Annotated in this window: 14 protein-coding genes and 2 tRNA genes; 12 read left to right on the top strand and 4 right to left on the bottom strand. The window is 56.5% G+C overall.

Annotated elements, in window-relative coordinates; all coding sequences use genetic code 11:
• The first annotated feature begins 2 nt into the window (after positions 1–2).
• From nrdG to QN062_RS05175, 5 genes are all read left to right on the top strand, one after another.
• Positions 3–755 (top strand): anaerobic ribonucleoside-triphosphate reductase activating protein, encoded by a 753-nt coding sequence (gene nrdG, locus QN062_RS05195; RefSeq protein ID WP_369340788.1) that lies wholly within the window; start codon positions 3–5, stop codon positions 753–755.
• 161 nt (positions 756–916) lie between these two features.
• Positions 917–2,440 (top strand): glutamate--tRNA ligase, encoded by a 1,524-nt coding sequence (gltX, locus tag QN062_RS05190; protein ID WP_369340787.1) that lies wholly within the window; start codon positions 917–919, stop codon positions 2,438–2,440.
• A gap of 93 nt (positions 2,441–2,533) precedes the next feature.
• Positions 2,534–2,606, top strand: a tRNA-Glu gene (locus QN062_RS05185).
• Positions 2,607–2,647: 41 nt separating this feature from the next.
• A tRNA-Gln gene (locus tag QN062_RS05180) sits at positions 2,648–2,719 on the top strand.
• Between the two features lie 348 nt (positions 2,720–3,067).
• Positions 3,068–3,853 (top strand): alpha/beta fold hydrolase, encoded by a 786-nt coding sequence (locus tag QN062_RS05175; RefSeq protein WP_369340786.1) that lies wholly within the window; start codon positions 3,068–3,070, stop codon positions 3,851–3,853.
• A gap of 18 nt (positions 3,854–3,871) precedes the next feature.
• Here QN062_RS05175 and QN062_RS05170 read toward each other — a convergent pair whose 3' ends face one another.
• The 3 genes from QN062_RS05170 to QN062_RS05160 form a co-directional block, all read right to left on the bottom strand.
• Positions 3,872–4,096: a hypothetical protein gene (locus tag QN062_RS05170; RefSeq protein ID WP_369340785.1), complete on the bottom strand. Its 225-nt coding sequence runs from the start codon at positions 4,094–4,096 to the stop codon at positions 3,872–3,874.
• A 140-nt stretch (positions 4,097–4,236) separates the two neighbouring features.
• On the bottom strand, positions 4,237–5,586 hold the full coding sequence (locus QN062_RS05165) for a ClC family H(+)/Cl(-) exchange transporter (protein WP_369340784.1): 1,350 nt from the start codon (positions 5,584–5,586) through the stop codon (positions 4,237–4,239).
• A 310-nt stretch (positions 5,587–5,896) separates the two neighbouring features.
• On the bottom strand, positions 5,897–6,106 hold the full coding sequence (locus QN062_RS05160) for a hypothetical protein (protein ID WP_369340783.1): 210 nt from the start codon (positions 6,104–6,106) through the stop codon (positions 5,897–5,899).
• A 328-nt stretch (positions 6,107–6,434) separates the two neighbouring features.
• Between QN062_RS05160 and QN062_RS05155 the strand changes: the two genes are divergently transcribed.
• Both QN062_RS05155 and QN062_RS05150 read left to right on the top strand, forming a co-directional pair.
• Complete coding sequence (locus tag QN062_RS05155) at positions 6,435–6,662, top strand: hypothetical protein (protein WP_369340782.1); 228 nt, start codon at positions 6,435–6,437, stop codon at positions 6,660–6,662.
• 414 nt (positions 6,663–7,076) lie between these two features.
• Positions 7,077–8,549, top strand: coding sequence for a serine/threonine protein phosphatase (locus QN062_RS05150; RefSeq protein ID WP_369340781.1), 1,473 nt, complete (start codon positions 7,077–7,079; stop codon positions 8,547–8,549).
• Between the two features lie 77 nt (positions 8,550–8,626).
• Here the strand turns inward: QN062_RS05150 and QN062_RS05145 are convergent, their stop codons facing one another.
• Complete coding sequence (locus QN062_RS05145) at positions 8,627–9,478, bottom strand: IclR family transcriptional regulator (RefSeq protein WP_369340780.1); 852 nt, start codon at positions 9,476–9,478, stop codon at positions 8,627–8,629.
• Positions 9,479–9,622: 144 nt separating this feature from the next.
• On the opposite strand from QN062_RS05145, the gene leuC reads away from it, so the two are divergent.
• The 5 genes from leuC (at position 9,623) to QN062_RS05120 (ending at position 15,693) form a co-directional block, all read left to right on the top strand.
• Complete coding sequence (gene leuC / locus QN062_RS05140) at positions 9,623–11,026, top strand: 3-isopropylmalate dehydratase large subunit (protein ID WP_369340779.1); 1,404 nt, start codon at positions 9,623–9,625, stop codon at positions 11,024–11,026.
• Between the two features lie 59 nt (positions 11,027–11,085).
• Entirely contained in the window at positions 11,086–11,766 is a 681-nt protein-coding gene (leuD, locus tag QN062_RS05135) for a 3-isopropylmalate dehydratase small subunit (protein ID WP_369340778.1), read from the top strand.
• Positions 11,767–11,907: 141 nt separating this feature from the next.
• Entirely contained in the window at positions 11,908–13,032 is a 1,125-nt protein-coding gene (locus tag QN062_RS05130; protein ID WP_369340777.1) for a tRNA-dihydrouridine synthase, read from the top strand.
• Positions 13,033–13,269: 237 nt separating this feature from the next.
• Positions 13,270–14,601 carry a UDP-N-acetylglucosamine 1-carboxyvinyltransferase gene (murA, locus tag QN062_RS05125; protein WP_369340776.1) on the top strand — a complete coding sequence of 444 codons (1,332 nt, stop codon included), beginning with the start codon at positions 13,270–13,272 and terminating at the stop codon, positions 14,599–14,601.
• Positions 14,602–14,778: 177 nt separating this feature from the next.
• The gene (locus tag QN062_RS05120; RefSeq protein WP_369342551.1) at positions 14,779–15,693 is read left to right on the top strand and encodes a lysophospholipid acyltransferase family protein; all 915 of its coding nucleotides are present in this window, start codon (positions 14,779–14,781) and stop codon (positions 15,691–15,693) included.
• Positions 15,694–15,770: the final 77 nt, after the last annotated feature.

Raw genomic sequence — 15,770 nt, 5'->3', positions numbered from 1 at the left:
CGATGGACACATTCACAACTTCATTCACCGATAAGCCGGGACACGCCTTCCGTCATGCGGTGCCCGGAAGCCGCGACTTCGCTCGCGGCGAGTCCGGGCGCGGTCCTGGTGTGCCATGCGCAAGCAGCAACAATCCCAAGGCCGGGCAATGGGATGGCCGGAAGATGAGCCAGCGGATCGTCGCCGACTACAAGCGATTCGTGGTGACCGATGGCGAGGGCATCCGTTGTTCGATCTATGTCAGCGGCTGCCCATTCCACTGTGAGGGCTGCTGGAACTCCTCGATCTGGGATTTCCGTGCAGGAAAGCCATATACCGCCGCGCTCGAGGATCGGATAATGGCGGATCTGGCTCTGCCATATGTGCAGGGCATCACGTTCCTGGGTGGTGAGCCATTCCTGAATACGCCGATTCTCAACCCCCTGGCACGAAAGATTCGCGCCCGGTTCGGTCATGACAAGGATATCTGGTCCTGGACGGGATATACATGGGAGGAACTGCAGCGCCCGGAGGAGACTCCGGACAAGGCCGAGCTGCTTTCATACCTCGATATCCTGGTCGATGGCCGCTTCATCCAGTCAGAGAAGAACCTGCTGCTGCAGTTCCGCGGTTCAAGCAACCAACGAGTCATCGATGTCCCGAAGTCGCAGGAACAGGGCCATATCGTTATTTGGCCACGACTGCATGACCAGAGACGATTCATTCCAGAAATGTACAACAAGGATCGCGCGGCCGGAGAAGGCACGGCTTCCTAGTTTTCAGTGTGCCTTGTTTCGGTCCCGGTTTTGGGAGCATTCGAAGGGAACTGTGTCAAGGAAGCTGCCTTTGCCGCAATGCTGCCTGACAAATGACCCAGGCTTCAGGCTCTGCGTGTTTGCATATGGTCCAGTCCCGTTGCCGCGGCACAATGGGACGCATGACTGATGATACAAATGATGGAAAAGTCGCGCTTCCCGAACATGTGAGAGTGCGTTTCTGCCCTTCGCCGACAGGCACGCCGCATGTTGGCATGGTGCGAACCGCGCTGTTCAACTGGGCCGAGGCGCGCCATACGCATGGAACCTTCGTGTTTCGCATCGAGGATACCGATGCTGCGCGCGATACCGAGGAAAGCTTCAACCAGATTCTTGAGGCCTTGGATTGGCTGGGCATCGACTGGGACGAGGGCGTCAACGTTGGCGGCCCGAACGGACCGTATCTGCAATCCGAGCGCGGCGATATCTATGCCGACGTCGCGCAGAAACTGCTCAAGGCTGGCTACGCCTACGAATCCTATTCGACTTCGGAAGAGATCGAGGCGCGAAACGTTGCCAACGGGCGTCCGAAGGCATTTGGCTATGACGGCTATGATCGCACACTGAGCGACGAGCAGCGCCAGGCCTTCCGCGATGAAGGGCGCAAGCCTGCATTGCGCATTCGCATGCCTGAAGAAGACATTGCATTTGATGACCTGATTCGTGGCCGGATCGAGTTCAAGGCTGGTTCGGTTCCAGACTATGTGATCGTGCGCCCGAACGGCGATCCGCTGTATACGCTCACCAATCCAGTCGATGATGCGATGATGAACATCAACGTCGTGCTTCGTGGCGAAGACCTGCTCAGTTCCACGCCACGTCAGATCGTGCTCTATCAGTATCTGATGAAGCTTGGCATAGCCAAGGAGATGCCTCTTTTCGGGCATATGCCATACGTCATGGGGCAGGGCAAGAAGAAGCTTTCCAAGCGCGATCCCGAGTCTAATCTGTTCCTGCATCGCGAGCATGGATTCATCCGCGAAGGTCTGCTGAACTACCTGGCCTTGCTTGGCTGGTCAATCGGCGCCGAGCAGGATGTATTCTCGATGGATGAGATGGTCAGGCATTTCGATGTGCGAGATGTGAAGGCAAATCCTGCGCACTTCGACATTGACAAGGCCATAGCCATCAATGCTGAGCATATTCGCATGCTCGATCCTCAGGACTTCCTCGACCGTTCAATTCCCTACCTGCATCGTGACGATGTGGTTTCAGCCGATTCATGGGATGCGCTCACCGATCGCGAACGGATGGTTCTTCAGGCTGCGGCTCCTTTGGTCCAGACGCGCGTGCGACTGCTGGGTGAGGTCTCCGGCATGGTCTCGAGTCTGCTCAGCAAGGTTGGCTACATCGAACCAGAGGCGGATGCACGCAAGCAGCTGAAGGAAAGCGCGGGCGAGGTCCTTGCCAAGGCGATCGATGCCTTGGAAGCACTGGATGCCGAAGCCTGGAAGACGGATTCCCTGCACGAATTGCTCACCAAGACATTGGTCGACGAGGGCGGATACAAGCCACGACTTGCCTTCGGTCCCATTCGCGTCGCCGTTTCAGGCAGACGCGTTTCGCCTCCGCTCTTCGAATCGATGGAAATCATCGGCAAGGATGTGACACTCGCAAGATTGCGTGGCTTGCAAAATCATCTCTGAGCATGTATATTTTTTATCCGCTGTGCTTTTTGCTTGTCGGTGTCGCATCGGCTGTGTGATGGGCCAGCGGATAATTGAATGATTATGGAATACGCCCCCATCGTCTAGCGGCCTAGGACATCGCCCTCTCACGGCGGTAACACCGGTTCAAATCCGGTTGGGGGTACGTAGGCGTATCATCCACGTTTGTGAGTGGAACGCTCATATTGGGGTATGGTGTAATTGGCAACACGGCTGATTCTGGTTCAGTTGTTCTTGGTTCGAGTCCAGGTACCCCAGCTCTCTGATGATTTTCTTCAATGTATTACATTCACTATGGCCTACTGTGCCGGCTTCTCCCGTGAAGCTTTGTTTCAAGTCGCGCGCATTTTCACTCGAGCGGGCAATCGCATTGTGCCAGCCTTGGTGACGGTCGGGTACCGGACTCTTTCATCATGTGAGTCGAACTATCTCACCTTATGGGTCACAGGGCGATTCATCTTGTTCGGATCAATCAATTTCATCGTTGTGCGTCAACAGTTACCTTCCCGAAGAGCCGGAGAATGCCAGGGCGATGGCCTGTGTCTGAACGCTGATGTTGAATGTTGTGACGTATCGAGTCGGTTATATGCAGTTGGAGGGAATGATATGTTCGTGCACAAGATTGGCGAAGGCCTGCCCCTGGTGATGCTGCATGGATTTCCTTTGGATCACCGCTCGCTCCTGCCATTCGAGGACTTTCTGGCAGACAAGGGTCAGTGGCAGCGCTACTACATCGATCTTCCCGGATTGGGGGCGAAGGGCGCAGACACGGAAATCCGAGGTGCACAGGATGTGCTGGAAAAGCTTGTCGAGTATCTCGACCGTGAATTCCATGGGCGGCAGTTCGCCGTCGTAGGCTACTCGTTCGGCTGCCTGCTGGCATCGGCGCTCGCTGCAAGGTATGGCAGCCAGATCATCGGCCTCTTTCTGCTGGCTCCGGAAACCATTGCTGTCCAAGAGAAGAGAAGCCTGGCGACGAAGGCCGCATACCAGGTGTCTGAGCTTCCTGGCACTGCGACGAAAGACGAGCGTGAAGCGTACGAGACCACGGCGATCGTCCACAGCGCAGAGAGCTTCGAGGCCTTCCGTCGCTATGTCTATCCAGGTCTTGCGATCAACGCGGACAATCCAAACGTGCAGGCTGTGATGGAACATCCCTCACTGGCCCATGCGCCGGAGAGCTATCTCAGGGAGTATCGCGAGCCCGTAACGATCGTAACTGCGCAGCACGACACGATGGTGGGGTATCGGGATGCCTTCCACCTCTATGAGACCTTGCATGAGGGCACGTACGCATGCATTCCCCGAGCGGGCCACAACATCCACCTGGAGCAGCCCGGAATGGTCGGTATGCTCTTCCAGAGCTGGCTCAAAGGCATCGAAAAGCACTGATGCGGATCTGCCGCTGAATCAGGATGCAGCCGTATAGAGGTGATAGAGCATCGGAGCGAACACAAGCAATCCGATGAACAGGATGAGCAGCCCCCATTTGAGCAGTGGTCTCGTCGCTCCATCCCATGCGGGCAGGTTTCTATAGGCTCTGAGTCTGAAGCTCATTCCTGCCAGGGCAAGAACAACGAATCCCGTCGCCGTGACCGCCAATCCAATCCAAAAGCCAATCTGGTACCAATCCATGGTCTTGATTGTAAACGACCGGTGTCCGGCGCGAATCCTTCGCCGGGGTGATTTACACTCATTCCTTTGTATGATATGCAAGTCAGCGTCGGTTTGCCCGTCTGTCATCCGTTCCCTGCGCTGGCTTCCCCAGCCAAAAATCAGTCAGAGGGACGAAGCGTGGCTGAATCCACAGGTTTTCCGAGCGCATCATAGATGGGCTTGCCACCCATCGCGTCATAGACAAGATACGAAATCAAGGTCGCAAAGCCAAGCGGCATCAGAAGGTCGTACGAGGTCATCTCGGTGACGAGAATGATTGCGGTCAGCGGGGCCTTGCTCACTGCGCCGAAAAGGCCGCTCATGCCTACGATGATCATGAGCGTCGCCGCATCGGTCCCTCCGGACCACAGCTGCTGCACATTCAGGAAGGCGCCCCATGAGGCACCTGCCAGCGCGCCCAGGGTGAGAATGGGCAGGAATATGCCTCCTGGACTGCCTGAGCCATAGGTGATCTGGGAAATGCCGAATCTCACAGCCAAGAAAACGAGCAGAACCCATAGGGCATGGTGCGAGTTTCCGATCGAGGTGACCGTCGCATTGCCTCCACCCAGCAGGTCAGGGGCAAGAAGACCAACGGGAATGGTCAGAAGCAGCGGAACGAAGGTGCGAACCGCGAGTGGAAGATGAAGAAGATCGTATGCCTTGCTGGAACGCAGCAGTGTCCACTCATATGCCCATGCGAGCATGCCCAGCAACACGGCGAGCGCACCGATGGACCAATACGATGAGATTGGCGGCTTGATGACATGGGGCAGTGAAAATACCGGTTCAATCCCAAAGATGCTGCTTGACACGGCATTCGCGCTCAGAGCAGCGGCCAATGATGCCAGCCCGATATTCAAGGTGAAACGGCTGTATATCTCCTCGGTGACGAAGAGAACCGCGGCGATCGGAGCATTGAACGCCGCGGAAAGACCTGCGGCGGCTCCGGCGGCGACCAGTTCACGCCTGTATGTTCTCGTTGTCATGGTGATGGCTGAGAAGCCCATGCCTACGCATGCACCCATCTGTATGCTTGGGCCTTCCCTGCCTGCAAACGCTCCGGGTCCAATGGCTAGGATTCCTCCGACGATCTTCTTCCACAGCACACGGAACCAGGGAAAATGCAAAGGAGCCGAAGAGCGCAGGCGCTTCTCCACGTCGGGGATGCCCGATCCCTTGATGAGAGGGTCGGAGCGGATCAGAGCCGCTATGCACCATCCAAAAGCGATGAAGATGACGATTTCCATGGCGACGATCCAGGGGCGGCCCGGAATCACGTACCTGTAAAGATGCATGACCGCATGCAACATGGTCTGCAGAATCAATCGGAAAACGCTTGCGACGAACCCTGCGGCCGCACCGACGACGACTGACCAGCCGACGAGCCGCGGGGAGACGGAGTGGTGTGAGGCGCTGCGTATTTTTCCCGTGAACTGAATCGCCGATTCTCTGAACTCTCTCCGCATACCAGCACGATATCCATGTGCCCAGACCTGTGGATTCATGCATCTGGCGAGATGGAAGTTTCGACCATATGAAAGGAAGCGCCATCTGCCGGTCATACGGCAGATGGCGCTTCGGACTGTTCATCCGGTGAAGTCATTCGGGACTCATCGGTGACGTCGCCTGTATCGGATCGGATCCGATCATATTATGGCAACGATGCTCGTTGGCTTTGAAACCGAATCTAGCTGCTCGTGCGTAGGGTGCATCAGGTTCGTATGCCAGATGCATTCCATCAGCGGCTGACGCAGCATGAATAAATCGTCCTTGCGATCAATTCTGGTTTGCTGCATCCTGATCTGCAGGTGGAACATCATAGTTGACTTGATTTGCGGTGGCGGGCGTCTCTATTGGAGTGTCCTTCTTCGAGTGCTTCACTGTCGGCACTTCAGGATTCGAGGGGACCGGAGCATTGTTCAGTGGCACTCCGTTAACCTTCTTCTGGTTGCTACCCGATGCGTTTTCGGCTGTATTCTCGGTCATGCAAACATGCACCTCTCTCAATTGACTGACATCTTCTTACCCAGACAATGCTAGACGGAAGCGTCTGTCTGTCCAGCATCAACACGGCTCTGCGCTTCTAGCGTGAAACGATCAGCCGTTCAGAGGGAATTCATCCTCGCTACGGTGCGATTTCACATCGATTATTCCCATGATGAACAAATGAGTGTATAGTCGGGGCTGATAGCAGAGGGATGTGCCGGAGGGACCGACACTGAGGTTTGTTGGAACAATTATTCAGATTATATATAGATGCACGATTGCATCGATAGATAGTGGATGAGAAAAGACATAAATAATGCATACAGGTATGAGAATTCAGTCAAACAAGGTACAGAAGTGGCAGCTGGCGAGAAGCATCAGCGCCGAAGACAAGAGTTTCAGGGCGAATGTCTCTGAAGTTCCCGCATACGAGTTGAAGACCAAGGCCGCTCGCGGCTTTCATGACATTGGGGTGAACTTCACCAAGGCAGATTTGGACGAGTACATCAGCAGTGTGCTGAGCGGGAAAGACTACCGTTTCGTAATCACTTTCTGATTCGAGGCTTCTGCTCCCAGCCAGTCTGGCTGCGACGGCTTCGTTTCAGTGACACATTCATGCGCGCATCACCATGGTGATGCGCGCATCGTGCTTTCCGTGCCGCCTTGAATCGTCCAGTGAATCGTCCAGTTAACAAGTTTTTGGCACTCCGTAGAGTAGCAGGGCATGAAAACGGCATGTTGGCTGTCCACATTGCAACGATTTCATGGGTCTATACCTTGGCAAGTGCCAAAAACTTGCAATACGGGCAGCTGGCCGCCGGTCCACGTCACAAAACTCTGCGTGATGCGGGCAATTGCCGCGACATGCATGCACGAAGGCATGCAGAGAGCGTGAATCACGGAATCGTGGTCGATCGGGTTCTTGGAATTCATATTCGCATGGCTGTCCGAAGTGAAGTAGTGTGGAAACATGATTGAAGATCGTCTCTCGGGTGCTCATGCCAAAGCCGTTGAGCAGAATGATGGAAGGGTTCCGGTGTCGATTTCTGCGAGACTCGGACGCTTGCAGTTTCATAATTCCGGCAAGTTCAGAGTGCTGCAGCTTGCAGACATCCAGGACGGGCCGACGATCTCTCCCGATACCGTGAGCCTGATTGAGGCCGCATGCGATGCTGCACGGCCCGATCTCGTTGTGTTTTCAGGCAATCAGATAGCTGGTTATGACGCGGCATATTCTCGGACTTTCCGCAAGCGTCGATGGTCGACGGCATGGGATGGGGTATATGCGGCAGGGCGCAGCGTGAGTTCATGGGTGGGCAATGCGATCCAGGGAGCATCGCAGATGCAGCAGGGCGAATACGACACTCAGAATCCTGGCAGTGCTTCAGGTGGACTGGACGCCGATGCGGCGAATCTGGAGGATGCCGAACGCAAGCGGGACATCGCCCGCACTCGCGACATGGTGCGTAGAAGCATGCAGCAGTTCCTCGCGCCGGTCATCGACCGCGGCATTCCATTCGCTGTGACCTATGGCAATCACGATTTCCAATGCGGCCTGGGTACGGCGCAGATGGATGCGCTGTACCGCGAATTTCCAGGATGCCTGAATCCGGAATCAACGGTTGCACAGCCTGAGCGACCGCGTTCTCTGGCTGGCGCCGGTCTTCCAGATCAGATTGCCTATGCCTGCGAGCCCGGCACTTTTGCACTGCCCGTGAGCGACGTGGATGGGCACAGCAATGTGATCGGAATCGTCCTGCTGAATTCAGGAGACTATGCGAAGGAGGGTGGATACGGCAATCCGAGTGTCGAGAGTCTGCGATTCCTGCAGCAGGTTCCTCGCTCCATAGGTGTGAAATCCACGGTCTTTCAGCATATTCCGCTGCCCCAGTTCTATTCATTGCTGAAAGAGGTGCCGTCCACGACAGCCTACGCCGTTCAGGGATACAGAGGTTATGACCGGCAGTGCTATGTTCTCGATCCTTCGAAGACCCTGCCAGGGAGCTACCTTGGAGAGGGCATCAGCTGTCCTGACAGGGATTGTGGGGAATTTGACATTATGAAGCGGTCGCAGGGGTACGCTGCAGTGTTCGCAGGACATGACCACAGAAATGGATTTGTCGGCACCGATGGGGGAATCATGCTGGGGGCCACGCCCACCTGTGGTTTCGGTTCCTATGGCCCGGTTCCGCGCAAGCGCGCCGCCAGAATGTTTGAATTCGACATTCGGCATCCGGACAATCCACGGACGCAGCTCCTGGAGTTCGGCGACCTGGTCGGCAAGCCTCGTTCTCACCGTGTCTATACCTTTGCCATGAGCCATATCCCTACATCGACGGGAGACGCCGTGAATCTGCTGCGCAAACCAGGTTTCCTGGCGGGCGCCGCCGCTACGATCGCAGCGCTTTTCGCTTCGCTGCGCGCTGCCGGACGAAAGCAATAGCCGGATTTCGATGGTCGAGCAAGACCGTCGTGACTTGGGTGGACGGGGACGATCGCTCGACAAGGTCAGAGGGCGGATCAGTTGTTGTTCGAGGCCTTGATGAGGCTGTCGCTGAGATACTTGCCTGCTGCCATGACCAATGGCGCAAAATGACGCCCAGGCGTGGATGTCAGACGCTGGGTCGGGCCAGAGATCGAGATTGCGGCGATGACGTTGCCGCTGGCATTGCGTATTGGCGCAGATATCGAAGAGACTCCCTGCTCGCGCTCGCTGGATGATTCGGCCCAACCTCGTTTGCGCACTGTCGCAAGCTTTGCGGCAGTGAATCGTGCATGACGAAGTCCGCGATGGATGCGGTCGCTGTCTTCCCACGCAAGAAGGATCTGAGCTGCGGAGCCGGCCTCCATCGAAAGCATCGCTCCGACGGGGATGGAATCGCGCAGGCCGCTGCTACGCTCGACTGCCGAAATGCAGACGCGCTGCTCGCCCTGACGGCGGAAGATCTGCGCCGATTCGCCGGTCCGGTCAAGGAGCGTCTGCAGAATCGGTCCGGCTGCAGTGAGCAGACGATCTTCGCCCGCAGCGGCGGCAAGCTCGGCGAATCGCGAACCGAGGACGAATCGGCCATGGGCGTCACGCAATACGAAACGGTGGCGCTCAAGCGCTATTGCCAGACGATGTGCGGTCGGGCGTGCGAGACCGGTCGAGGTAACCAGCTGACCCAGTGTTGCCGGACCAGACTCCAGGGCATCAAGAATTCGAACCGTCTTGTCCAGAACGCCGACTCCCGAATGAATGGCTTCGCCTTCGTTCTCGGAACTCTCGATGGTTCTGGAACTTTCGATGGTTCTGGAACTCTCGGTGGAGACTGAGGGAGAGGCATAGTCGTTAGGTTCTTTTTCTTTGGGGTCAGCTGATGGAGAAGTCATATTTGGATTATGCCATCTCAGTATGTGAAATGCAAAAGTCCATTTTTTGGAGCACGTTCCATACTCGGGAGATAGACATGAGCATTGAGCGTGATGCGCGTGCATATGAAGCAATGCAGGATAGGCGCAGGATAGGTGGTTGAGATGGGAACGACTTTGGCTGAGAAAGTATGGGCCGACCACTTGGTTCGCAAGGGGGAGCAAGGGTCGCCGGACCTTATATACATCGACCTTCAGCTGATGCATGAGGTGACGAGTCCGCAGGCCTTCGAAGGGCTGCGTCTGGCAGGCCGTGGATTGCGCAGGCTTGATCTGACCATCGCCACCGAGGACCATAACACGCCCACCGTCGATATTGACCAGCCGATCGCGGACAAGACCTCGGCGAAGCAGATTTCCACGCTCGAAAGTAACTGCAAGGACTTCGGCGTGCGGCTGCATCCTTTGGGCGACGCGGACCAGGGCATCGTCCATCAGGTGGGACCTCAGCTTGGTCTTACGCAGCCGGGAATGACGATTGTCTGCGGCGATTCGCACACCTCGACTCACGGCGCATTCGGCGCCTTGGCATTCGGCATCGGGACGTCCGAGGTCGAGCATGTCATGGCCACGCAGACCCTGAGCCTGAAGCCTTTCAAAACCATGGCGGTGAACGTGGACGGGGAGCTGCCTCAAGGGGTTTCGTCCAAGGACATCATTCTGGCCATTATCGCGAAGATCGGTACCGGCGGCGGCCAGGGCCATGTCATTGAATACCGTGGCAGTGCCATCAGAGCCCTCTCGATGGAAGCAAGGATGACCATCTGCAACATGTCCATCGAGGCGGGCGCGCGAGCTGGAATGATCGCGCCTGACCAGACCACCTTCGACTATCTGCAGGGCCGCCCTCATGCTCCGGAAGGTGAGATGTGGGATAGGGCGGTAGAGTACTGGAAGACGCTGAAGACAGACGAGGATGCGGTCTTCGACAAGGTCGTCGATCTCAACGCGGATGACCTCTCACCATTCGTGACGTGGGGCACCAATCCCGGGCAGGGCCTGCCCATCAACGATGCCGTTCCCGTTCCAGACAAGATTGCCGATGCGGACAAGCGGCGTGCCACGACGAGTGCGTTGGCGTATATGGGTCTGAAGCCTGGAACCCCCATCAAGTCGATAGCCGTCGACACCGTGTTCATCGGTTCCTGCACGAATGGCCGCATCGAGGACCTTCGCGCCGCGGCTCACATCATGAAGGGTAATCACAAGGCGAAAAACATCCATCGTGTCCTTGTGGTCCCCGCATCGTCTCGTGTACGTTTGCAGGCAGAGCACGAAGGTCTGGATAAGGTATTCAAGGAGTTCGGTGCCGAATGGCGCAACGCGGGATGTTCGATGTGCCTGGGCATGAATGCCGACAAGCTGGTTCCCGGCGAGCGGGCGATCTCGACGTCCAACCGCAATTTCGAAGGGCGTCAGGGCAAGGGGAGCCGCACGCATCTCGCTTCGCCAATCGTCGCTGCGGCGACTGCGATTCGTGGAACGATCAGCAGTCCAGCGGACCTATAACTGCAAAGACACATCACTCATCACTCATCACACATCAGACCATGTGAAGGAAGCCGTTCATGGAAAAGCTCACGGTAATCACGGGAACAGGAGTGCCATTGAGGCGCTCGAACGTGGATACGGATCAGATCATCCCTGCCGTATTCCTGAAGCGCGTGACCAAGTCCGGATTCGAGGATGCCCTGTTCTACGCCTGGAGGCGCGACCCCTCGTTCATCCTGAACCAGAAGGAATATGCAGATGGAAAGGTGCTCGTCACCGGACCGGACTTCGGCATCGGATCATCGCGAGAGCATGCCGTATGGGCATTGCACGATTACGGTTTCCGGGTGATCATCGCTCCTCGCTTCGCTGACATCTTCTATGGCAACACCGCAAAGAACGGCGTTCTGGCGGCGATCATGCCCATGGAATCCATAGAATTGCTATGGAAGCTTCTCGAAGAGGAGCCTGGACGCAGCATCACCGTCGATTTGCAGTCCCGCACCGTCCAATGCGCTGATGTGACCTTGCCTTTCCAAGTCGATGACTATACGTGCTGGAGACTGATGAATGGCTTCGATGACATCGATCTCACCCTGCAGCATGAAGCGGACATCACCGCCTACGAGAAGATGCGCGCCGTGAAGTTCCCGTTCAAGCCGAAGACTCTGCCTGCAAGGCACCTTCCGGAAGAGCAGGTCAAGTCCGCACATGAGGAAAGCATCGACTGGGCGGGTCCCTTAAGCGCACGCGGATAGCAGACTTCAGGTTCTGAGCGCTTCGTCAGGTATAGACTGCCAGGAATCGTTGGAATTGTGTTGCCGATTCAAGGTTTTGGAGTGATTTATACTTGACGAAGTTCTCAAAACGTGAATGATGGCTTCGAAAGGTGCAATGAAATGGGTCGAAGGCTCGAAACTCCGATGTATGACGTGAATCTCAGTTATGAGGAGAACTATCGACGCGGGCCTTTCGGCGCATATGCGCAGGCGTTGCAGCGAGAGGATTCGAACGACAGGGTTCTTGATGGGAATCGAGAAGGCGAATCGAAGCTGTCGTCATTCCTCGGTTTCGAAGTGAGGAAACCGTTTGGGATTCCGGCCGGGCCATTGCTCAACAGCCATTTCACCGACGCGGCTTTCCGTCTCGGCTTCGATATGTGCACCTATAAGACGGTGCGTTCACGGGCGTGGGCGTGCAACCCCTTTCCTAACGTATTGGCGGTTCATGCCAAGACACCCACTGGCTTCATCTCTGCAGGGTCGCCTGAGACCGAAGCGGGGCTCATCGCCGATACCAGGTATGAACAGCCGCTTTCCATCTCGAACTCATTCGGCGTGCCTTCGCAGGATCCAGATGTGTGGCAGCCTGACATGCAGCTGGCGATGGAGCACTCAGGAAAGGGACAGCTGCTGATTCCAAGCTTCCAAGGTTCGCGCACGTCCGATATGAGCACAGCGGAATATGTCGATGACCATGTGACTGCCGCAAAGCTGGTTATGGAAACCGGCGCGAAACTGCTTGAGATGAACACGAGTTGCCCCAACGAAGGTCCGGGCCGCTTGCTTTGCGACAACCCCGATCTGGTCGGTGAGATATGCGAGTCGGTGAAAAATGAGATCGGAGACGTGCCGCTTATGATCAAGCTCGCCTATGTCCCCGATGACGACACATTGAAGCATATGCTTGACGTGACCGTCGGACGCGGAAGCGTGCAGGGCATCGTCGCCATCAACACGATTTCGGCGCGCCTGGTCGATGCTCAAGGAAGACAGGCGCTCCCCGGTGCCGGGCGGGATCGCAGCGGTGTGTGCGGGCATGCGATTCTTCAGGCAGGGCTCGAGATGGTGGCCAGGCTCAGTTCCATTCGCAGGCGCGGCGAGTATGACTTCTCGATCATCGGGGTCGGCGGAGTCAGCGATGCGGGAGATTACGAACGGTACCGGAGCAATGGCGCCGATGCCGTACAGGCTGCGACGGCGTCCATGTGGAATCCGAAGCTGGCTGCTGAGATATCCCGCTGAGATATCCTGCTGAGCTATTCCGCTGGGCGTCTAGAAGATGCAGCGGTTCTCAGCTGGGACGGACGGGAAAGGTCTCCCAGCCAGGTTTCACAGGCATTGCCGGCGGTTGCATGCCCCCGGTGATACGGCATGTTGTGCAAACTGTGAATACCGTTTTGGCTTCAGGCACATTTCACGCGCTCACCACATCGTGTGTGGCAGACTTATGGGGTAAATGAAATAGAAGAGGAGTCGACGTTGACCAGTGTCAAGCCGGAAGATGATGTGTTGCGAGTTGTTGGGGGCAGTCCTCTTGAAGGAACCATCAAGGTTCGAGGCGCCAAGAATTTCGTCAGCAAGGCCATGGTCGCCGCGTTGCTGGCACCAGGCGTGTCTGTTCTGAAGAACGTTCCTGAGATCCGTGACGTGCAGGTGGTCTCTGATCTTTTGCGCCTTCACGGAGTCAGCGTCGACGTGCAGGCCAGGGATGGTGTGGTCTCCATTGATGCATCGCACGTCGAACTCGCCGACGTCGCCGATGTGGACACGCTATCGGGATCGTCGCGCATTCCTATTCTTTTCTCCGGTCCCCTGCTGCACCGATTGGGTGAGGCATTCATTCCGGCCCTCGGAGGGTGCCGGATCGGCAGCCGACCGATCGACTTCCATCTTGAGACCTTGCGTCGTCTTGGAGCGACTGTGGACAAGGAGCACGAGGCCGGCATACATATCACGGCTCCCGATGGTCTGCACGGCGCGAAGATTCACCTGCCCTATCCATCGGTCGGAGCAACCGAGCAGACTTTGCTTGCAGCCGTTCTTGCAGAAGGCAAGACCGAGCTTTCGGGTGCTGCGACAGAGCCCGAGATCATGGACCTCGTGGCCGTTCTGCAGAAGATGGGCGCTCAGATTTCCGTCGATGTGGATCGCACGATTCGAATCGAGGGCGTCAAGTCTCTCAAGGGATTCACGCACAACTCACTGCCTGATCGCATTGAGGCCGCCAGCTGGGCTTCCGCTGCGCTTGCAACGCGTGGCGATATCTTCGTCGAAGGTGCCAGTCAGCCCGAGATGATGACCTTCCTGAATGTGTTCCGCAAGATCGGCGGTGAATTCGATGTTCGTGACAACGGCATTCGCTTCTGGCATCCGGGTGGCGATCTGAAGCCGGTGGCCATTGAGACTGACGTGCATCCAGGATTCATGACTGACTGGCAGCAGCCGCTGGTCGTTGCCCTGACGCAGGCCAAGGGCTTGAGCATCGTGCATGAGACGGTCTATGAGAACCGTTTCGGTTTCACGAAGCCCCTCGTTTCGATGGGAGCCACCATTCAGCTGTACCGTGAATGCCTTGGATCGCTTCCATGCCGCTTCCGTCAGCGCAACTTCAAGCATTCTGCGGTCATCTTCGGACCGACGCCACTCAAGGGGCAGGATATCGACGTTCCTGACTTGCGCGGCGGCTTCAGCCACCTTATTGCTGCTCTGACTGCAAGCGGCCCTTCGACGGTGCATGGAATTTCTCTGATTGACCGCGGATATGAGGACTTCCGAGATAAATTGGCAGCGCTTGGCGCTCAAATTTCCTGATTGCAGACCGAGATTGTGAGTTTTGCGGCAATTCCAAAGTAGCAGGGCTTAAGAAGCTTGAAACGCGCACGGCAATAAGCCAAAAATCGCGATTTATACTTCGCAATTGCCGCAAAACTCACAATCTCGCCGTGTCGCCGGCAATGAGTCTGTCAGGGTCTGATGGACAATAGGAATATGGTCTCAAAGGGAAAACCCTCACCGCGTTCGGCGGTCAAGGCGCTGTCTGATGCGCAAGTTGCACACTTATCCAAGAATCACAGGCTCATCGATCCGACTCGGTACTATCCGACCGGAGAGCGTCGACCGAACATGATCGAGATCGATGCGCAGAATCCAAGGTCGACGGACCGCCTCTTGGCGGGAGTGTCTCTTGTGATTCGCGCAAGTTGCAAGGTGAAGGCATGGGGATTGGAACGAGTTCCCGAAAGTGGCGTATTCATTACCGCGGCCACGCATGCCACTCAGTTCGATGTATTCGTGCCGATGATGTCGCTATTCCATATGGGCCGCAGGCCAAGATATATGGCCAAGGCCGAAATGGCTAGGTGGCCGATAATCGGACGATGGTTCCAGCTTGTCGGCATGCAGCCCGTCCCCAGACGAACAGGCAAGGCGAAGCTGATCGAAGAGGAGTCGGTGAATATCCTCACATCCGGGCGTCCGCTGACAATCTGGCCCGAAGGTACCGTGACCCGAGATCCATTGAAGTGGCCGATGACGCTCAAGCCAGGGATTGGATTCATCGCTCTCGAAGCCTCAAGACGTCTGGGCAGGCAGATTCCGCTGTTTCCTGCCGTCACATGGGGTGCTGCATCAATAAACCACTGGTGGCCTTGGCCGCGAAAGAATGTGGTCATGCGCTATGACCGTCCACTTGACTATGCGGATCTCCTGAAGGACATGGATTCCTGGGGGAGCGAACCGCCAAAGGCTGCGATAGTCGAACTATCACAGCGTCTACGAGAGCGCATGGAAATCGTCATGCAGGAGATTCGTGGCGAGGAGCCTCCCGAGGAGGGATTGTGGGATTATCCCACCATGTCACGCAAACCCCGCCCGAAAGTCGATAAGAGGTATACCATCGAATGAGTAAAAGCCCGATGCATCCATGCGCATGGAACATCGGGCTCTGGCGAGAAGGATCACGCAAGGCGAATCCGCCGATC

It is taken from the genome of Bifidobacterium sp. WK012_4_13, assembly GCF_041080835.1.
In the GTDB taxonomy this organism is placed as follows: Bacteria; Actinomycetota; Actinomycetes; order Actinomycetales; family Bifidobacteriaceae; genus Bombiscardovia; species Bombiscardovia fermentum.
Note: the sequence above shows the minus strand (reverse complement) of the source record. Positions and strands in the feature narration are given on the sequence as shown.